The 18,899-nt window shown below is 59.7% G+C and carries 22 protein-coding genes; 15 read left to right on the top strand and 7 right to left on the bottom strand.

Annotation, left to right across the window (positions count from 1 at the left end; genetic code table 11):
• Positions 1-26: 26 nt before the first annotated feature.
• The 10 genes from hisD to K359_RS61215 all read left to right on the top strand — a co-directional run bounded on the left by hisD (position 27) and on the right by K359_RS61215 (position 9,266).
• Positions 27-1,322: a histidinol dehydrogenase gene (gene hisD, locus K359_RS0113575; protein ID WP_029079843.1), complete on the top strand. Its 1,296-nt coding sequence runs from the start codon at positions 27-29 to the stop codon at positions 1,320-1,322.
• Complete coding sequence (locus tag K359_RS0113570; RefSeq protein WP_029079842.1) at positions 1,319-1,825, top strand: UPF0262 family protein; 507 nt, start codon at positions 1,319-1,321, stop codon at positions 1,823-1,825. The genes hisD and K359_RS0113570 overlap by 4 nt, the downstream gene beginning before the upstream one ends.
• 96 nt (positions 1,826-1,921) lie before the next feature.
• A complete protein-coding gene (locus K359_RS0113565) occupies positions 1,922-2,386 on the top strand; it encodes a low molecular weight phosphatase family protein (protein ID WP_029079841.1) in 465 nt (154 codons plus the stop codon).
• 341 nt (positions 2,387-2,727) lie between these two features.
• Positions 2,728-3,927, top strand: a complete 1,200-nt coding sequence (locus K359_RS0113560) for a site-specific integrase (protein WP_029079840.1) — start codon at positions 2,728-2,730, stop codon at positions 3,925-3,927.
• A 196-nt stretch (positions 3,928-4,123) separates the two neighbouring features.
• Positions 4,124-4,375 carry a hypothetical protein gene (locus K359_RS0113555; protein ID WP_051346115.1) on the top strand — a complete coding sequence of 84 codons (252 nt, stop codon included), beginning with the start codon at positions 4,124-4,126 and terminating at the stop codon, positions 4,373-4,375.
• Between the two features lie 59 nt (positions 4,376-4,434).
• Positions 4,435-5,523, top strand: a complete 1,089-nt coding sequence (locus K359_RS0113550; RefSeq protein WP_029079838.1) for a DNA-primase RepB domain-containing protein — start codon at positions 4,435-4,437, stop codon at positions 5,521-5,523.
• Positions 5,523-7,031, top strand: coding sequence for a hypothetical protein (locus K359_RS0113545; RefSeq protein WP_029079837.1), 1,509 nt, complete (start codon positions 5,523-5,525; stop codon positions 7,029-7,031). The genes K359_RS0113550 and K359_RS0113545 overlap by 1 nt, the downstream gene beginning before the upstream one ends.
• A gap of 445 nt (positions 7,032-7,476) precedes the next feature.
• Positions 7,477-8,115, top strand: coding sequence for a hypothetical protein (locus K359_RS0113540; protein ID WP_156928479.1), 639 nt, complete (start codon positions 7,477-7,479; stop codon positions 8,113-8,115).
• Positions 8,116-8,352: 237 nt separating this feature from the next.
• Entirely contained in the window at positions 8,353-8,823 is a 471-nt protein-coding gene (locus K359_RS0113535) for a hypothetical protein (RefSeq protein WP_156928478.1), read from the top strand.
• Positions 8,823-9,266, top strand: a complete 444-nt coding sequence (locus tag K359_RS61215; protein ID WP_156928477.1) for a hypothetical protein — start codon at positions 8,823-8,825, stop codon at positions 9,264-9,266. The genes K359_RS0113535 and K359_RS61215 overlap by 1 nt, the downstream gene beginning before the upstream one ends.
• A 72-nt stretch (positions 9,267-9,338) precedes the next feature.
• Here K359_RS61215 and K359_RS51850 read toward each other — a convergent pair whose 3' ends face one another.
• Complete coding sequence (locus K359_RS51850; RefSeq protein ID WP_051346114.1) at positions 9,339-9,866, bottom strand: hypothetical protein; 528 nt, start codon at positions 9,864-9,866, stop codon at positions 9,339-9,341.
• Between the two features lie 414 nt (positions 9,867-10,280).
• On the opposite strand from K359_RS51850, the gene K359_RS0113520 reads away from it, so the two are divergent.
• From K359_RS0113520 to K359_RS63260, 3 genes are read left to right on the top strand one after another with little or no spacing between them, the layout of a single operon-like run.
• The gene (locus K359_RS0113520; protein WP_029079833.1) at positions 10,281-10,949 is read left to right on the top strand and encodes a hypothetical protein; all 669 of its coding nucleotides are present in this window, start codon (positions 10,281-10,283) and stop codon (positions 10,947-10,949) included.
• Positions 10,946-11,155 carry a hypothetical protein gene (locus tag K359_RS0113515; protein WP_029079832.1) on the top strand — a complete coding sequence of 70 codons (210 nt, stop codon included), beginning with the start codon at positions 10,946-10,948 and terminating at the stop codon, positions 11,153-11,155. The genes K359_RS0113520 and K359_RS0113515 overlap by 4 nt, the downstream gene beginning before the upstream one ends.
• Complete coding sequence (locus K359_RS63260) at positions 11,148-11,969, top strand: hypothetical protein (RefSeq protein ID WP_029079831.1); 822 nt, start codon at positions 11,148-11,150, stop codon at positions 11,967-11,969. Before K359_RS0113515 ends, K359_RS63260 begins: the two co-directional genes overlap by 8 nt.
• A 181-nt stretch (positions 11,970-12,150) precedes the next feature.
• Here the strand turns inward: K359_RS63260 and K359_RS0113505 are convergent, their stop codons facing one another.
• The 3 genes from K359_RS0113505 to ligD all read right to left on the bottom strand — a co-directional run bounded on the left by K359_RS0113505 (position 12,151) and on the right by ligD (position 15,783).
• Positions 12,151-13,944: an adenylate/guanylate cyclase domain-containing protein gene (locus K359_RS0113505; protein ID WP_029079830.1), complete on the bottom strand. Its 1,794-nt coding sequence runs from the start codon at positions 13,942-13,944 to the stop codon at positions 12,151-12,153.
• A gap of 637 nt (positions 13,945-14,581) precedes the next feature.
• Positions 14,582-14,776, bottom strand: a complete 195-nt coding sequence (locus K359_RS0113500; RefSeq protein ID WP_029079829.1) for a DUF3606 domain-containing protein — start codon at positions 14,774-14,776, stop codon at positions 14,582-14,584.
• Between the two features lie 101 nt (positions 14,777-14,877).
• Positions 14,878-15,783 carry a non-homologous end-joining DNA ligase gene (gene ligD, locus K359_RS0113495; RefSeq protein WP_029079828.1) on the bottom strand — a complete coding sequence of 302 codons (906 nt, stop codon included), beginning with the start codon at positions 15,781-15,783 and terminating at the stop codon, positions 14,878-14,880.
• 63 nt (positions 15,784-15,846) lie between these two features.
• Here ligD and K359_RS0113490 point away from each other — a divergent pair, with 63 nt between their 5' ends.
• Together K359_RS0113490 and K359_RS0113485 are read left to right on the top strand one after the other, a co-directional pair.
• Positions 15,847-16,035: a hypothetical protein gene (locus K359_RS0113490; RefSeq protein WP_029079827.1), complete on the top strand. Its 189-nt coding sequence runs from the start codon at positions 15,847-15,849 to the stop codon at positions 16,033-16,035.
• A gap of 76 nt (positions 16,036-16,111) precedes the next feature.
• Positions 16,112-16,342: a hypothetical protein gene (locus tag K359_RS0113485; protein WP_029079826.1), complete on the top strand. Its 231-nt coding sequence runs from the start codon at positions 16,112-16,114 to the stop codon at positions 16,340-16,342.
• A gap of 280 nt (positions 16,343-16,622) precedes the next feature.
• Here K359_RS0113485 and K359_RS0113475 read toward each other — a convergent pair whose 3' ends face one another.
• The 3 genes from K359_RS0113475 to K359_RS0113465 form a co-directional block, all read right to left on the bottom strand.
• Positions 16,623-17,198, bottom strand: coding sequence for a hypothetical protein (locus K359_RS0113475; protein WP_029079824.1), 576 nt, complete (start codon positions 17,196-17,198; stop codon positions 16,623-16,625).
• Between the two features lie 89 nt (positions 17,199-17,287).
• Positions 17,288-17,998, bottom strand: a complete 711-nt coding sequence (locus K359_RS0113470; protein ID WP_029079823.1) for a hypothetical protein — start codon at positions 17,996-17,998, stop codon at positions 17,288-17,290.
• A gap of 59 nt (positions 17,999-18,057) precedes the next feature.
• Positions 18,058-18,729, bottom strand: coding sequence for a hypothetical protein (locus tag K359_RS0113465; RefSeq protein ID WP_156928476.1), 672 nt, complete (start codon positions 18,727-18,729; stop codon positions 18,058-18,060).
• Positions 18,730-18,899 lie beyond the last annotated feature (170 nt).

The raw sequence follows: 18,899 nt of genomic DNA, 5'->3' as shown, positions 1-18,899 counted from the left end.
CCCAGAGTCCTCTTCAGAAAGCCGCCATGCCCGTTCGCCTGGACCGACAGAGCGCCGATTTCGACCAGCGTTTCCGCGACTTCCTGGCGGCGAAGCGCGAGGTGTCGGCTGACGTCGAGCGCGCCACCCGCGCCATCGTCGACGACGTGGCGGCCCGCGGCGATACGGCGCTGCTCGAGGCGACCAAAAAATTCGACCGGCTCGACATCGACGCTGCCGGCCTGCGCATCACCGCCGCTGAAATCGACGCCGCGGTCGCCGCGTGCGACCCCACGACGGTCGAGGCGCTGAAATTCGCGCGCGACCGGATCGAGACCTTCCATCGCCGTCAGCTGCCGAAGGACGAGCGCTTTACCGATGCCGCGGGCGTCGAGCTCGGCTGGCGCTGGAGCGCGGTTGATGCGGTCGGGCTCTACGTGCCTGGCGGCACCGCCGCCTATCCGTCCTCGGTGCTGATGAACGCGGTGCCGGCCAAGGTCGCCGGCGTGCCGCGGGTGGTGATGGTGGTGCCGGCGCCGGACGGCAAGCTCAACCCGCTGGTGCTGGCGGCAGCAGGTCTCGGCGGCGTCTCGGAGATCTACCGCGTCGGCGGCGCCCAGGCGGTGGCCGCGCTCGCCTATGGCACCGCGACGATCGCGCCGGTCGCCAAGATCGTCGGCCCCGGCAACGCCTATGTCGCCGCCGCCAAGCGGCTGGTGTTCGGCAAGGTCGGCATCGACATGATCGCCGGGCCCTCCGAGGTGCTTGTGATCGCCGACGCGACCTCCAACGCCGACTGGATCGCGGCCGATCTGCTGGCGCAGGCCGAGCATGATGTCAGCGCGCAGTCGATCCTGATCACCGACAGTGCCCGGCTCGCCGCCGATGTCGAGCGCGCGGTCGAGGCACAGTTGGCGACGCTGCCGCGTGCGGCGATCGCGCGCGCCTCGTGGGACGATTTCGGTGCGATCATCATGGTCGCAGAGCTCGACGACGCGGTGGAACTCGCCAACGCGATCGCGGCCGAGCATCTGGAGATCATGACCGCGGATGCCGAGGGCCTGTCGAAGCAGGTTCGCAACGCCGGGGCGATCTTCCTCGGGGCCCATACGCCGGAGGCGATCGGCGATTATGTCGGCGGCTCCAACCACGTGCTGCCGACCGCGCGCTCGGCGCGGTTCTCCTCCGGCCTCGGGGTGCTTGACTTCATGAAGCGAACCTCGATCCTGCGGTGCGGGCCGGATCAGCTTCGTGCGCTCGGGCCCGCCGCGATGACGCTCGGCCAGGCCGAGGGTCTTGATGCCCATTCACGTTCCGTCGGATTGCGCCTCAACCTCTCATGAACAAGCCACCAGACGACGAGGATTCCAACAATCGCATCGTCGCGGTGACGCTCGACGAGGAATCGATCGGCCGTTCCGGGCCCGACATCGAGCATGAGCGCGCGATCGCGATCTACGACCTGGTCGAGCAGAATCTGTTTGCACCGGAAGGCGGCGCCGGGCCGGGGCCCTACACCCTGCACATCGCGATCACCGGCAACCGGCTGATGTTCGACATCCGCAAGGAGGACGGCGCGCCGGTGGTCGCGCATCTCTTGTCGCTGACGCCGTTCCGCCGCGTCGTGAAGGACTACTTCATGATCTGCGACAGCTATTATCAGGCAATCCGGACCGCTACGCCGGACAAGATCGAGGCGATCGACATGGGCCGCCGCGGCATCCATGACGAAGGCTCGCGCACGCTGCAGGAGCGGCTCAAGGGCAAGGTGCGCGTCGATTTCGAGACCGCGCGGCGGCTGTTCACACTGATCACTGTGCTGCACTGGAAGGGTGAAGGCGCATGATCCCGAAAAGTGGGTACCGGTTTTCGGATCAGATCATGCGCAAAAACATGAGGCGCATGATGTCGGTGTCGGCCCCTCGACCGAAAGCCTGATCGCATGGCAGCGCCGCGCGCGCGCAACCCGCAGGCCGTGCTGTTCGCATGCGGCCTCAACAGCGTGCGCTCGCCGATGGCCGAAAGCCTGCTGCAGCAGATGTTTCCGCAAGGCCTCTATGTCCGCTCGGCCGGCGTGCGCAAGGGCGAGCTCGATCCGTTCGCGATCGCCGTGATGGCGGAGCTCGGCCAGGACATCTCCACCCACAAGCCGCAAACCTTCGAGGAGCTCGAGGACTGGGAAGGCCTGAACTTCGACCTGATCATCACGCTGGCGCCGGAGGCCCACCACAGGGCGCTCGACCTCACCCGCACGCTCGCCGCCGATGTCGAGTACTGGCCGACGGTGGACCCGACCGGCACCGAGGGGACGCGCGAGCAGAAGCTCGCCGCCTATCGCGAGGTCTGCGATGGCCTGTTGCTGCGCATCCGCCGCCGTTTTGCCAAGGCCGGCGCCGCGAACGAATGATTGCCCGATAGTCGCGAGCCGCCCCGCACACCCGGTTCGCCTCTCCCCTTGTGGGAGAGGTCGGAATTCAAGCGACAGCTTGAATTCCGGGTGAGGGGTTCAGGTCTGTCGGCGAGCGGAAGTCCCACGAGAGACCGAAACCCCTCACCCGGATTGCATCTGTCGATGCAATCCGGCCTCTCCCACAAGGGGAGAATTCATAGTCCATAACAGTCCACCGCGATCCACACGCATATACTAAATCATTGTAATTGCTGAAATTATATCTATTAGGCTACAATCGGCTCCATGCCTATCCACCCCCATCGTGAGGACACTTTCGGGGACACTCGGGGAAATCCATGGCTCGCCGCACACGCTCTGCATCACTCGAAAACCGCACCAATCGCCTGAAGCTCGCGACGCGCAAGAAGCCGTACACGGCGTTGATCGCGCCCGGCATCTTCCTCGCGTACCGCCGCAACGGTGGCCCTGGCACATGGAGCGTGAAGTGCAATGGCTGGCTGAAGCGGTTCGCGCTTGCCGACGACCACGAGGACGCAAACGGCAACAGCGTCATGAGCTATTGGGAAGCGTTGGAGCACGCCAAGAAATTGGCGCGTGCTGGTGAAGGTAACAGCGAGCAGCCGATCAGTGTCGCCGAAGCGATCGACGGTTACGAGGCCGATCTCGAAACGCGCGACAGCAGCAAGTACAACGCCACGCTGGTCCGCCGCCACTTGGGTGCGCTGGCGAACAAGACCGTTACGCTCCTCACTGAACGCGAACTGCGCGATTGGCGCGCCGGACTGATCAAGAAGGGTCTGAAGCCTTCCAGTGCCGACCGCATCGCTCGTTCTCTCAAGGCGGCGCTGGCTTTGGCAGCAAGCAATGACAAACGTATCATCAATGCTGCGAACTGGAAGAACGCACTGAAGAAGCTGCCCGATAGCGAGAACGCACGCAACGTTATCCTGCGGGAGCAAACCGTGCTCACCCTGGTGCGCGCCTCCTACGAGGTGAGCCATGACTACGGTATCATGATTGACGTTCTTGCCGAGACTGGCGCGCGCGAAAGCCAAGTGCTGCGGCTCCACGTCGAGGATTTGCAAGACAGCAATGCGGCCGCGCCTGGGCTAATGATGCCACGTAGCCGCAAAGGTAAGAGCCGCAAGGCTGAACACCGCCGGTTGCCGATCTCGCCACGCTTGGCGACGTTGTTGCGGCAGCAGGCGAAGGGCAAGGCCGAGCATGATCGACTGATCGACCGCATTCCAAAGCTGTCTGGTCGGTTTCGACCTGTCGTCAAGCGACTTGGCCTTCGCTCGGAAATCACGCCGTATGCTCTGCGACATTCGTCGATCGTTCGTCAATTACTGAACGGCCTGCCCACGCGCGTTGTCGCCGGAAACCATGACACCAGCGTCATCATGATTGAGCGAAACTATTCGCGGTTCATCATCGGCGACATGACTGAAGAGATCACGCGCAAAACACTCCCCGATCTCGGGAGTGCGCCGCGCTCATCACCGGTTCTTCCTTTTGAGCGGTTGGTCTCATGATGCGCTTTCAACCACTGCTTTCCTGCGGCCCAAACCGGTGATTGTTGTCGATCATTGTCTGCCTGCATTGGTTGATCGGCTACCGCTAACACGAACCGTTGGCTAACTCATCAAGCCGTTGGATAAGTGGCTTCTCAAACTGGGATGACGTGTCAACATTGCTCCGACGTATCTGTATGAGCGCGGAGAATAGAGAATGGCACGCCCCGAAGTCACCGGCCGCAAGCCGATCAATTCCAACGCATCGGTCGATGCCGACGCATACAGCGTTGACGAGTTCTGCGCTCGTCATCGCATCAGCCCGCAACTCTTCTACAAGCTGAAGCCCCAGGGCTTGATGCCCGCGACGTTCAACGTCGGCACGCGAGTGTTGATCTCGCGCGAGGCTGCCGCGGCTTGGCGTCGTGCGCGCGAGGACGCGGCGCAGATGACCGAGAGCATCGCGTAGTCGCAGAAAAGGCGGCCCGGCAGCCGCCTCATCTCAATTCTCTCAAAGGACATTTCGAAATGTATCTCACCGATAGCAGCGCTGGCGCGTCTGCGCAAGACCACCCGACCGGCTCGACGGTCATCGGCCCCATCGAGTTTCTGAAGACGCTGTTCGCCTACACCACTGGGCCGATCTACACTTGCACGTTCACCAACGAGCACAAGCGCGGCGCCGAGCGCCGCCTCATTGGCCGCAAGCCCGGCGAGATCACCAGCTTCATCAAGAAGTGGGACGGGCCGGGGCGCGGTCTTTTCTTCTGCATCGCCACGCAGAAGGAAGGATCGCAGAAGCGCAACAAGGAGAACTGCCACGAGATCGGCTTCCTCCACGTTGACATCGACTTCAAGCATGTCGATCTGCTGGGCGCTGATCCGCTCGCCGATGTGTTGCGGCATCTGGGGCGCCTTCGCCATCGGCCGAGCATCACCGTGGCGTCGGGCGGCGGCGTGCATGCTTATTGGCGCCTCACGGAACCTATGGATACCCAGTCCGAAATCGATCGCATCGAAGCGGTCCTGCGGCAGCTTGCGGACATCGTCGCCGGTGACCTTGCGGTCTGCGAAGTCTCACGCGTCATGCGGCTCCCCGGCTCGCACAATACCAAGAATGGCGGGTGGAAGGAGGTCAAGGTCACTGACTTCCACCCCGAGCGCCAGTACGAATTCGACGACATCGAGGAATGGCTCAGCGAACAGTCGCCGGTCATGCTCCGCCGCAATCGTGCGTACGCGCGGACGGCGGGAGAACATGTGGCTGTGGAGCCACAAACCGCGTCCGGCGAGGCCGACTTCTTCGCTGAGTACGCGAAGCGCGAGGGCTTCAAGCCGCGCATCAACGTCGAGCAGCGGTTGCGCAACATGATGTACATGGCCGGTGGCGAGAATTCGATCCACGTCACACAACGCTCGGTGACCGCGTCGCTCCTGAACGATGGCGTGGACATCGATGCCGTGATCGAGCGAGTGCTCATCGCCACGCGGGCGGCCGCAGGCGAGTACGGCGCGCGTTGGAATTGGCGCCGCGAAGAGCGCAAGGTCCGACATATGTGCGAGACCTGGGTGAAGAAGCGCTCGCGCCGCAACTACAAGCGCCGGGAGGTCCGGTGATGGACAAGATCATGGATCGCGGCACCACGATGGGCGGCCCCGACAACGTGGTGGAGTTCCCGCGCGCCGTTGGGGTCGCCAAGGGTGAACTGCATGTCGTGATCGGCAACGCGGTGCTTGCGCGCATGCGCGCAAGCGGCGAGGCGTTGATCAACGCCGATAAGTGTACCTGGCTCTATTCGGGCGGCATCTGGGAGATGCGGACCGACATCAAAGCGTGGTTGGGGGTTCGTATCGAGGAGGCGTGCGAGGGCATGGGCGTCACGAATACCAACGCGCTGACCTCGGAAGCCTGTAACCGCATTTTGCGGCGCCCTGAGCTTTGGCGCGATGATGACATCCCCTGGGATCAGCACGGAAAGATTCCGACGCGATCGGGCTTGATCGATCCGCGTACGGGCAAGTTGGAGGCCGCGCGGCCTGATCACTACTGCACCTGGTGCATCGAGGTCGATTACGATCCCGATGCGACGTGCCGCTGGTGGGAGACGATGATGACCGACATGTTCGGCGATCGTGATCCGGTCGAGCAAGCGGCGCTGATCGGCATCGTGCAGGAACTGGTGGGCGCCGCGCTAATCGACAAGAAGCCGCGCGCGTTGTCGAAGGCATGCGTGTTTTGGGGCATTCAGAACCGCGCCAAGTCGGGGCTGCTCGACGTTGTCGCGGGACTGTTCGGCGGCAATCCGATCGCGGCATCGCTGCCGTCGATCGAGGGCAATCATGGGCTGATGCCGTTCGCGCGACGCGCGCCTTGGGTGCTCCACGAGGCTTTCAGCGGGCAATGGCACTTGTCCGCGACGGTCAAATCAATCGTCACGGCCGAACCCGTGCAGATCAACGTCAAGAATGGCCCGATGCTCAGCCAGATCGTCCGCGCGCCCATCTTCTGGGCCACGAATTTTCAGCCGCAGTTCAAGGAGAGCACGCGCGCGATCGTCGAGCGCATGATCGTCATCGAAGTGACGCGGGCCTTCGTGGAAGGTCAACCGATCGGCGCTGCGGCCGAGGCGATCAGCCGGGGCTACAGCAAGCCCGGCGAATTCGTCGTGGCGACCGAGATGCCCGGCGTTCTCAATTGGGCCATGGCCGGCCTGCGGCGGGCGCTGGCGCGGGGTTCGATCGCGACCACCGAAGGCATCAAGGAGACCGCCGAGACAATCCACAAGGACAGCAACCTCGTGGCGGGGTTCCTTGACGACTGCATCGAATACGATCCGCTCGGCCGCGTGCGGGTGTCGGATTTCTGTTTGGCGCACAGCGCATGGTGGCTTGACTTGAAGGGGGAAGATCGGCGGTTGCCGTCTAACGAAGCCGTCGGCAAGGCGCTGAAGTCCATTGGTGATCCGCGCATTGGTATTCACCGGGTCGAATTGCGAGAGAGCGGCAATCGTTATTATTGCGGGTTGTGCTCAACCAGCTCGGCCTTCAGTTCCACAAGACCGCCTATCAGAGCGCCTTGTTCGAAGGCAAGACTGCTCGTGCAACGGACCCGTCGCAAGAGGTGAATAGCCTCATCCCGGCGTCCTGGGGCGATCGACCGAGTATCGTTGCGATGCGCGAGCAGCACAACGCGACGGTCATGAATGACCGGAGCGACGATCGGGGCGATGCGTCGGTCACTGACCAATAACCCGAATGAGCTGAATGGAGCTGTTGTCGGTCATCAGTCCGGTCACGACCTCAAATATCTAATTGTATTGGGCTTTTCGATGACGATGACCGTCATGACCGTTTCACCTCCATTATCTGGAAAGCTGAAGAGAGTGGACAGTCGGAGCGTTTAGCAGAGCGAAAATAGGGTTCTAGAGAGAAGAGAGAGTTTCGGGTCAGTCGGGTCATCGGTCATCGCGGCCGCGGGCGGTCGCCGCCGTATCATTGGAGTGTGAAAGAATGGCAATTGCAAATCTCCGCGAATTGAAGCGTGTCGTGTCGTCGCAAGAGACGGCGCCAGTGCATGATGTCGCGAAGGCGATTGGCATCAAGCTGCGGCTCGCTGATCAGAATGAAAACGACGCCGCCAACCATCGCAGGGAAGCGGGCGAAATGCTCGTCACGCTGCGCGCGCGCGTCGAGGCCGACAATCAAAGCTGGAAGCAATTCGTTTACGACTACTTCGACCGCCCCTGCGCCGAGCTGGAAAAGCTCATGACGCATGTGCCGAAGAGCGTCGTTGCCAAGGCGGCGATCGAGGCGACGCCGCACAAGTCCGATCGCGCCATCGCAGCGGAAACCGGCGTTGGCAAAGACACTATCCGCCGCGCGCGTGGCCAACTGGCGCAAACTGCGCCAGTTGAGAAGCGCGTCGGCCAGGACGGCAAGGCTCGCAAGGCGCCCGAGTTCAAGCAGTCTTCGGAAACTCCGGCTGGGTCGCATTTGCCGAAACCGAAGGCGATCAACATGGACGTGATCAAGCAGGCGGGCGCGTTCCATATCGAGCTGACGAACTACACCCAAGAGTTCTGCGCACGTGTGAAGTCATGGCGCCCGGAACATCAGATCGATGACGAGAGCCATTACTGCGTCGTGCAGGCTCTTGAGATGGCGTCGATGCGCCTTCAGCGAGCCGCCCAAGACATTGATGATCGGTGATCAAATCGTGCCGAAGGCGAGGTTCGGCGCGAATTGGGCAGTAGTCACAAGCCTTGCCGAACCCCACCCCCTCTTGAGGGGTGTGGGTGGTGGTAAGGCGGGAGATCGAAATCAGTGGTTCGGCAAAATCGGTCGGGTCCTTGGGAACGGCCCCGCCTATGCGGGTCGCGCGTGCGGTCCCGGTATGACCAGTCCCAGCATTTTCCAAGACCTACAACAACGACAGGGAGTTTGGATGTGAAACTGATTTCGGCGTTCGGGGCCGCCGACATGCTGGAACTTGACCGGCAAACCGTGCGCCGCGCCTTGCGCCATGTCCGGCCGGACGGGCACGAGAATAAGCAGCCCCGTTGGCGCCTGAAGACGATTATCGGCGCCGTCGATCGACACCTCGGGCGCAATAGCGGTGCCGTTGTGCCCACTGCGACCGGCGTCCTGAGCGATCTCTTTGAGGCGTTCGATATCGGCTGTAGGGGGCTCGACGGCTTGCCGGACCTCGAAGCTCGGCGCCGTGAGGCCCAACGGCTGATGGCCGCGCTGGTCGAGCTTGACGCCGCTATGCGCGCCGATGCGCGCGCGCGTCGTGAGGACGAACTGCGGGCTTCCTTGCGTTGTGACGAACACTTCCGGCTCGCGATGCGCAACTTCGAAAGGCCGTGCGAATGGACGCTGGATGAATGCTGGGCCGTCCTGGCTGAGGTTGAGTAATGGCCGACAGCCCGAAATCGCTGGCTGCCGAGCTTGACCGGCTCATCGTCGAAGTGGGACAGCTCGCCGAGCGCGCGAGACAATTCGACAGCGAAGGCAGCGTTGTTGCCCGCATACTCCGTGGTGAGCTGTTGAATTTGGAACAGGCTGCCGACATTGCTGAGTGCTCAGACGAAAAAATCCGCAAGCAGTGCGAGCTGACGGCCGGAACGAAACGCCCGCTTGGGATCAAATTTGCGAACCGATGGATGGTAGGTAAATTGGAACTGCTCGACGATCTTGAGCAGGGCAAGCTCGACCGCCGCCGTGGTCCGCATGCGCGTCAGCGCGCTGAGAACCGGGCGCAAAAATATGAGGGATGGGCGCGGCCACAGGAGCCGCCTGCGATGCCCACGCGTGCAACAACACCCGATGGCTCCGAAGCACCATCAGATGCGGCCTAACCTAACGTCCTGTCCTGAGATGATGGGTTCAACCTTCACTCAGGACAGGAGCCTACCAATGACTTGCACCTGCTATTGCTTGCTCGTACTGACCGCGATCGTCGTTTCGCTGTCATCCGTCCATTCGATGCTAAATCGACCAACACCAGCTGGTTTGGTTTCCCATCTAACGGTCCTTCCTGAGAGTGTGGCAAGTGTGCCGGAAGCAAACTTGAACAGCGCTTTTCCGGAACTTTCGTTGCCAGCAGGCTTGCCGTCCTTCATGACAGCGGCCCCTTTACCTTCGGTGATTTGGGTGACCGCGAGCCCCCCGGCCGCTCGGACAGTCCCCCCGCCGGACAGATAGGTTCCTTGAGGGCCATCCCATTCACTGGTCGAAGTCCCTGAGTAGACTGCGCCTTTCACCAGGCCATCCACACCAGAGCAAGAATATTGGACGCCAGTGATCCGATGCCCATCCTTGTCACCGATGGGTTCTTGGCTTACCGCGCCGACGACGTTGCATTCATATCGGCCGACCGTTTCCGCGAGCGCAAATCCGCTTGCGCCGATTGAGCCTAGGGCGGAGCAGACAGCAGTAATGATGATACGCTTGTCCATTGAAGTCTCCTAAAAATGAATTTGCCAGCACACCGATGGATCGAGTGCCGTAGGATCACCAAAGAATAACTTGATTTATTGAGGCTAATGCCCGCCGTTGGCACTGAGGCTGCCGCTACAAATAATTGGGGACTTCGGCACGTCCGTCTGGCAGCTCCAAGTAATATTACCACCATACACCTCCGGGAAGGGGACCGGAAGGAGGGGTTCTCGATAATCCTGAGCAGTGCATGAAGCAGACCGCAACGCCCCTTGGACGCAGCATTGGCACACGCCACAAAAAGCCGTTCACCATGTGGCGTGCGCCACAACTCCGGTCTCTGCAAATCGCCTTGCGGCCGGTAAATTGTGGCATGGCATTCCTCCGACGAAAATCCCCCATGGAAAAACTCGAAGCCGAACTGGGCTCGCTGCGTGCGCGCGCCGAGACGGCTGAACAGCCGCCACGCCACCGCCGACGCGGCGTTTGTTGACGCCAAGTCGAAGTTGCAGCGTCACAACATCGAAGCTGATCTTGATGCCGACGACAGGGCTCGCGCGAAGTTGGAGGCGTCGCTCGCCGCCTGCGCGGTGACGCGCGACGGCTACGCCGATGCGCTCACGGAGGTGCGGGCGAAGATCGCAAGCGCCGAACAGACGCTTGCAGACGAACGGTCCGCCGGTGAACGTAAAGCCGCGAGCGAAAATCTGGCACGTGATCTCGATGCCATTGAGCGGGCGCTGCCGGACTATCTGGCGGCTGGTCGGCACCTGGCCGACGCTTTTGAGAAGATCCACTTTCATTTCGAGAGCGGCGCAATGGCGCGTTTTGTAGGCAACGCGGCGGCGCAGGTCGAGGTCGCTGCGGGGTTCGCAATCGCCGAACTGCGATCGATGGTGGGCGCGATCCGCGAAGGCGCTGCGGCCATTCCGACGCGAAAGCCGGAGCCCGCCAAGGTCACGATGTCCGAACCCACGGTCACGATCGGCCCGGCGCACATCTCGCCGGTTATGGTCACTGATCCGCTTGCGTCCGCCAACTTTCAGGTGATCGACCGCAGCGCCGAAGCGCGCACGATCGAGCTTGAGGTGCCTCGAACATGAAGTCAGCACCTCCTGGTTGGCGACCGGATCAGATCGTCACACGCATCGATGGTTGGGTCATCGATCCTGAAGACGAGAATCGCATCCCGGCCGCCGTGGCCGAGATGATCGCCCGCGCCATGCCGCAGTCCGGGGGGCCCCCCCCCGTCGCCGCGACCCGTGCGCGCATGATCGCACGGCAAAAAAAGGTGCTCGGCTATGTCTGAGGAAGTTCCGGCTGAGGAAGGACCAGCGACCTTTCTCGCCAATACGGAGGCCGCTGTCGAGGTCGGGCTGGTGGCCGATCACGGCGGCGGCCTCGATGTGGAAGTCGATGACTACGATCGCTTGCTCGTGTCGCTCGGTCGTACAATCGACGACGACGAGCGGATCGCTACCCACGAAGCGGGGCACGCGGTCTGCGCGCGCTTGCTGGGGCACGAGGTCGGCGGAGTGACTGTGAACCCGGACGCGGTCCGTGGCTCTGAGGGGCTGTGCTGGGGCGTTGGTCATTCAGAGGCGTTCGCGGAAGATCGCGGTGCCTCCGACGTTCGGAACGTGCTTAGCTCGATTATGCCGCAGGCGGGCGACGATCGCCGCCCCATGGCCGATGTCTTTGGCAGTGTCTACACGCAGTGTATCGAGTTTATGGCCGGTAGCGCGGCGGAGCGCATGGTGCTCGACGGCGAGCCCGCTACGCCTGTTGATGACCTGTGCCAGGCGCGTGAACTGGCGTCGTTGATTTGCGCCAGCGGGGAGGCGATTGATGCCTTTATCGCGCACTGTGATTTGGCGGCGCGCGATCTGCTGATGCCTTACGGCGATGTCGTTATGGCGTTGTCGGTGGTCTTGCGCATCAAGCGGACATTGGATGGTGCGGAGATCGATCAGATCATCCGGGATGTGGAGACGCGGAAGGCGTTGGCTGTCGAACATCGGCGTCGGGCTGACTGGCGCAAGAGCGAACTGGCGGCGAGCCGGTTTCGCGCGGAGTGTGACCATCTCAACGCCGCGCCGCCGTCACATAATGCTCAAGATTAGGTGGCTTGATCGGCGAGTGCTTGATCGGAAGGCGCGGCGGATGTACCTGCGCCCGATGATCTCGAAAGGCCCCGCGTGCGAGCGCTGGGGCCTTTTGCTTTCTGACAGGAAGCAAGCGGAAAGCAGCCAAGCTGATCGAACCGGCCAAGTTTGCTGGGATACGAAGCTCAATGCTCGACTGTTAGCTCTCGGGCACCCCTGCCAGTCGCATGGCTTCGGTTAGACGATTGCGGAAGGCCACAACGGACGGGTGATCGCTCTGTGAACCTTCACGGAAGCGGCAGATGGTGAAGTGCGGGTTGATCGCCAACCCTGCTTTTGCTGCTGAGTTCGCCTCCTCCAGCGATCCGAGCAGCGCCAATGCGGCGGCGAGAAAAAAGTACACCATCGGGTAATTTCGGTTGGCTTCCACGCTGCGACGAAACCAACCGAGCGCTTCAATATCCTCGCCAATCTGCAACTTCGCGATACCAACCCACATGAGCCACCGGTATGCGAAAACATCGCGTGGCGAAAGGCGAAATGCTTCGTTCACATGAGCTTCAGTCTCGGCTCCGCGACCCGTCAGATACTTCGCGTTGCCGATTTGCGCGTGAACCTCCGCCAAATTGCGATCCAACTCCAATGCTCTCTCGCACTCGGCTACGCCTTGAACGGCGCGTTTCGTTGCGATGAGTAAGGCTCCAAGGACCGCATGAGCCAACGCGTAATTCGGAGCGAGACGTAGCGCGCTTATCAAGGCCGCCTCCGCTCTCGCGAGAAGCCCGGCTCTGTCGTCACTCATGTAGTTTGCGCCTGCGATTAAATCGACAATGGCTGTGCCAACCACAGCGTCTGCATTTTTAGGATCAAGCGACAAAGCACGTTCAAAATTGCTGCGTGCCGGGGCCAGATATTCAGGTGCCCACCCTTTGTTGATCAATGCTCTGCCTTGAAAACACAACTCCATTGAAGTCGGATGCAGAGATCGCTCTGATCTCTTGGCTTCCTGCTCAGTGAGTTGAGCTTCCAGTTCGTTTGCGAGCCTCGATACGATTTCGTCCTGTACTTCGAACAAATCAACCACGGGCTTATCAAATCGCTCCGCCCATAAATGGTTACCGGTCTCGGTATCGACTAGCTGTACATTCACTCGAATGCGATGTCGGCTGCGCTGCACAGACCCTTCGAGTACGTAGCGGACGTTCAGCTCGCGGCCGACCCTCTTAACGTCAAGCGCTTGCCCTTTGTAGGTGAATGCGGTGTGCCTGCCGATCACGAACGAGCCGCGAATGCGCGATAGATCGGTCGTCAGGCTCTCGGTTACACCGTCAACGAAGTATTCTTGCGACGGGTCGCGGCTGAGGTTGGTGAATGGAAGTACGACGACGGAAAGACGAGGTGGCGAGAACGATATCCCGCCTGCGGTTTCAGACAACCTAGTCAAACCGAGTGAGTTGTCTCTAGCAATCGCGTAAGCATGAACCGGGCGCGCGATGTTCTTCAGCGATTGCTCACCCAAGTCAATGAATTCAACCTCTGTTTTGCCATGAAGTTGATCGTAGACAGAAGACGAAACGCAGACGCCGCCCGGCTCAGAGATGCTTTCAAGACGAGCTGCGATATTGACGCCGTCTCCGAAGATGTCGTGTGGTTCGACGATTACATCGCCGATATTGATGCCTACACGAAAAGCGATACGACGATCTTCCGCATCGGTTCTTGTAAGTTCATGGATACGGGCCTGAAACCGCAATGCAGCTCGAACCGCTTCGACCGCGCTTGAAAACTCTGCCAAGAACCCGTCTCCGGTGTTCTTCACAATACGGCCGCCGTGATCGGAAATCGCGGGTCTGACTTCGTTCGCGAGCAGTGCGCTCAGCTTGGCGTGCGTGGTCTCTTCGTCATCGTGCATGAGGCGCGAATAGCCGGCGACGTCAGCGGCCATTATCGCCGACAGCCTGCGCTCTATCCGACCTGGCCCCTCTTGCACCATGATCCTGAAATCCAGAGGAGATCAACTGTACGACGGACTGGCTGCCCCGCCAACCGCTCTGAGGAAGGTAGGTGCTCCGTGGGTCTGTCGATTGGCTGTCGGCCGGACGGCAGCCTGGCGCAGCGCTAGGAACGGTCGATAATCCGTAAGCGTTACGCCCGAGCTAGAAGGGCACTTGGTCGGCGCGAGGAGGTTTGTCGCAATGTCGGATGAAAGCTCAGACTGCACCTATTGCTACGCCCGAGCAGCGAATAGACCGGGCATCGGAAGCAATTCGACGGATGGCCGAAGACGACACGTTGCAACATTTGCCGCAGCATGATCGGTGGCTGCATTATTTGAAGGGAGCGACCCGGTCAGCTCCCCTTCAATCACTTGCTGTCGCGTTCTTGCTTGGTGCGTTGCTCACTCGTCGATAGTCTGAAATCAGTGTGACACACACTAATGGCCGAGTGTATTTATTCCGGTCGTTCAATGACGTTGCTCACGTCAGGCTCATCAATCCCATCGGTCCGATTGCATTCGCAAGGCATGCCCGCGCCGCACTGACAGCCACGTGGCTCTGCGGTCCACGGTAGATGTGGATGGCTCTCGCACACCCACCCCAAGCCAAAGCAGATCGGACAGCTCTGTTTGGTCATTCTTGCGGTTTGTCGGAAAGGCCCAGCTCCTTGCGGACGGCGGCCGCAGAGTTGCCGACCTTATCGATGGCCTTCTGAAGATCGTCCTTAGAAACACCAAGCGCGTGGGTCCAATACTTCACTTCGTAGGGCTCGTGCATGTTGATCTTCGAGCGATCTGGCTGTACGCGGTTGGTTAAATTGTCCGGCATTCCCTCGTCCTTCAGAAGTAGACGCGACCGATCCCTTGGTAAGAGGATCAGGTCAGGTGTGAACCGTCACGGCGGCAACGTCGCCGCCCCAATGCGGGTTCCTACTTGTGTTTTGACAGACCCTTGAACGAACTGGCCCGGAGCAACCCCTCCGACGTGATGTCTCGGTACTCGACATCCGCGAAGAACTTCGGCTCCACCCAGGTTGCCTTCGGCTTTGTTACCGGCTTAGTGAGCTTCGACTTCGGACTAACAACCGTGTCGAGCTGCTTACGGATTTGGCCGGAGACAGTCCGTGACCAGCCGGTGCCCACCTTGCCCATGTAGACCAACTCCCGGCCTTCCTGCTTGCCGAGATAGAGCGCGGCAACGCCGGTCGGGTCCTTTACGAAACCGATTACCGGGAATTTCTCGCGTTGAACCGCCTTGACCTTGAGCCAGCCGTCATTGCGGTCCGAGCGATAGGGCGCATCGGCCTTCTTGGAGACCACCCCTTCGTAGTTCAGCTTGCTCGCGTGCTCGAAGAATTCTTGGCCGTCGCCTTCAAGGTGCTCGCTGTACAAGAGCGGCGGTGCGAGTTTGCAGGCATCGAACAGACCACGCAACATCGACTTGCGCTCGATCTGCGGCAGCTTCCGCAGGTCGTGTCCATCAAGCCAAAGAAGATCGAAAGCGTAGTAGAGCAAGCGATCCTGCCGACCTCTTGCAAGGTCGGCTTGCAGTTCGCTGAAATTCGTTCGGCCCCCATGAACAACGACGACTTCACCGTCGACGATCGCTTGGCGGGGGATGTCGAAGGCCCTAGTGATGGCAGAGAACCGTTTGGTCCAGTCAAGTCCGTTGCGGGTGTACGCTTTAGCTTTCCCTTGGTTCAGGTGAAGTTGAACCCGATAGCCATCGTATTTGATCTCGTGGAGGTAGCCGGATTTGGGCGCTTTGCTCCGGAGCGTGGCGAGTTGCGGCCTAATGAAGCCCGGCATCTCGATGCCTTGGGGACGCTTAACCATACTCAACTCAAAACTAACTTAGGACAATGACGGACCAGTATAATGCGGTTTTATTGGTGATCCATGCTGGACGATGATTTCAATAAAGAGCGGGCAATATTGATCCGCGATCTTGCCGATCGCGCGGTTGATCCGTTCATCAAGCAGCGTTTGCTGGCGCTCTCGGTACGGTATGAGGCACCAGTCTTGGCTACGACCGTGACGCCCGTGTTCATCGGCAAGCAACGCATTTCTGAAAACGAGCGTGGCTGACGGCGGTCCGACATATTGACTTGACTTGCCGTTCGCGCTTTGTTCTTATGCGGCTCATCATCAGCCAGAGCGACCTATGCCCACACTCGAATTCCTCCGTTCGGAGATCGAGCGCATGCGCGTGCAAGTCAGCCGCCAGCGCAAAGAAATCCTTCAGCTTAAGAGAGCCGGCATCCCGACCAGCTCGGCCGAAGCGCTGCTGCAACGGATGCTCGACAAGATCGACGGGCTCTGTGCTGACCGAGATCGCATGAAGGCGGCGCTGCCGAAGCCGAAGGGCAAGGTTCTCGGAGGCCGGAAATGGTGAGAGAGCGCCCGCAGTGGTTCGATGATTGCGAAGACCCGCCGCCATTCATCAGGGCGCTAAGCAAAGTCCGGCAACTCTCTGCTCGTGAAGGCTGGTGCTATCAGCATGTTCAAGCGATCCAGGTTGCTATTGATCAATACGCAGAAGCGGCTCTCGGCAACCGCGAATTCTTTTTGAACCGGCCTTACAGTATCGGTCCAACGAGGAAGGGCCATGTCCTGTAGGGGAGACCTGTAGTGCATTTAAAGGGCATCGTTTGCTATCTATGGTCTTCGATCCCTCACGTGTCTTCATGTTTGCTCATCGGAGTGCTCAAGTCCTTCGGAAGCTTGGAGAGCCAGCTCAACAGGCCCTTGAGGATCGGAACGATCCCAGCCAGTTGGTCTGCGTCGGTTACGCCGTAAAGCATGGTACCCGTAGGGGCAGACGTGCCGTAGACTTGCTCGAAGTCAGCTGCGCTTTTTGTCATGAATAGGTACGCGTTTTCGGAGGGGAATCGCCTGGCGATAAAATGGGCAACCAAATTACGCACGCGCCGATGCTCCTCGATGGAGGCAAAGGCGAATAGTTGCCCGTCATTCCAGATTTCGGCCGACTGGATCGCCCGATTAAGCTTGTACATGTTGAGTTTCGGCGTCTTGCCTTTCCACTCTGGCGCCAACATGCCCGCTTCATCCATGATTTCGACTGTCATCCGTAGAAGGAAATCGATGGAGCTGTACATGTGGATGATGCGTGCAAACAGCAGCAAGTCATCATCCGTGAGCCGGGGCCAATCGATCACATTTTCGGCCGTTGCGACGATATTGCGAAGATAGACCGTGCGCTCAGTCTCGCTGGAGGTCGGCAGAGCCATCCGTCATCCTCACGATTTCCTTAGAGGTACGCGATTTGTCGCGCCAGATATTCATCTCTCTGTCAGCACGCTATCTGCGACTAACTGCCCTAGAACGGAATGTCGTCGTCCATACTCGTGCGTTTAGGAGCTTCGATCTTCGGCTTTGGCGGTTCGATCCTGGCCTGCTTTGACGGCGGTAGCTGCTTCTGCTTCTCGGTTTGCGCACCCCAAAATACGCGCGCAATTGCATCCAAGATCTCGATTACCTTAGATCGCTCCGCCCCATCACCGACAACACCAGCCACTTCCATCGAGAGCGCCGCAAAGCGGTCGAACCGTGTTCTTGGCTGGTTGACCTCTGCCTGCAACTCGCTGAGGCGTGAGATAAGCTTCTCGCGCTTTGTTTCCTCTACCTCCAACTTGTTGAATATTTCTAGGACTTGGTCGAGGTGATGGTGGACCTTGCGCTTTGCCGTCTCATCGAACTGAACGGAATAACCTTGACGCCGCTGGCTACGGCGTATCCGCAGCATGGTGCAGTAGTGCATCACATCCTTGTTGAAGTCGAGGTACGTGTTATAGCTGACGTTCTCAATCGACGGCACTTCGCTCTTGAATTCGCTTTCCAACCCCAAGGCGGTGATCGCCGCTAGAACTTGGGAAATGTAAGCAATGTGGATAATGTCCGTCCTCTCGTCCTGTCCGGCAGACTCCAGCCTTCGATCACATTCTTCTCGGAAATGTTCCTCAAGCTGAAGAAATGCTTCTTCCGGGTCATCAGGCAAATCTTCGAACGGATCAATATCAAAGTCGCCCATTGTTCACCTTCTGTCGGCTTTGGTTGCGCGGTGGATTAATCGCGATGTCCCGATCCTGATCAGATATGCCTATAACCGCTTACGCTCACTCGATTGGCGAATTCGCCCGTCGCGCCTGTGAATTCAATGCAAAGCTCATCGAGAGCGGCGCGCAATTCACTCATGACTTCAATCGCCTCGTCTTGAGAGAGAAAAATCTCATCGCCCGGTTCGAAATACTTTAGCCTCTTGCACTTGGCGACCCGCTCGCTCGCAAAGTTTCGATGGTGAATGATATCGTTGCGCAAATGGCGAATGTCACCAAAGAAGTCGCTTGCAATTTCGTTTTTGGCTTTGCCAACTAGGTTTGCAAACTGCTGCCTGTAGTGATCCTCCCAAAACTGGTAAATCGTGATGATCAGTACTCGACTTACTGTCCGACAATTGACGCCATGCTGTTGATTTCGTGCTTTCACCTCGCCTTGAGTTGACTCGTGCTGCACGCGTACCTCTTCGGGCTTGTTGGGGTCACCGGTTCCATAAAGGAACGATGTGTTGTCAAGCTCCTCCACAGTAGTTGGGCCATTCTCGTGCCCACGAAACATCTCAAGACTTCGCCGCTGGCTGTCCTCAAGCCATGTCGCGAACTTCGGCATCGCCGACATGGCGTCGAGAAATAGAGCGTAGGCGTCGTCCACCAGTGAGCTGTATTCGGCAAGCATCACTTTTGGATTTGATGGCTCTCCTGGCATTTGAAGTTTTTCCTTCGTCCGGGCGCGCTTACAGTCTGGTGCTTCCCGGTGGAATTTACTCTGTCCATCTTGTGAGCCTGATCAGGAAGCTGTGCCGATGCATAGTTCGAATTCGTCGCCACCGCGCGGCTAGGTGGTACGCAAACTATCAATACGCTGGAGATCGATAT

The sequence above is a fragment of the Bradyrhizobium sp. th-b2 genome (assembly GCF_000426785.1).
GTDB classification, from domain to species: domain Bacteria; phylum Pseudomonadota; class Alphaproteobacteria; order Rhizobiales; family Xanthobacteraceae; genus Bradyrhizobium; species Bradyrhizobium septentrionale.
Note: the sequence above shows the minus strand (reverse complement) of the source record. Positions and strands in the feature narration are given on the sequence as shown.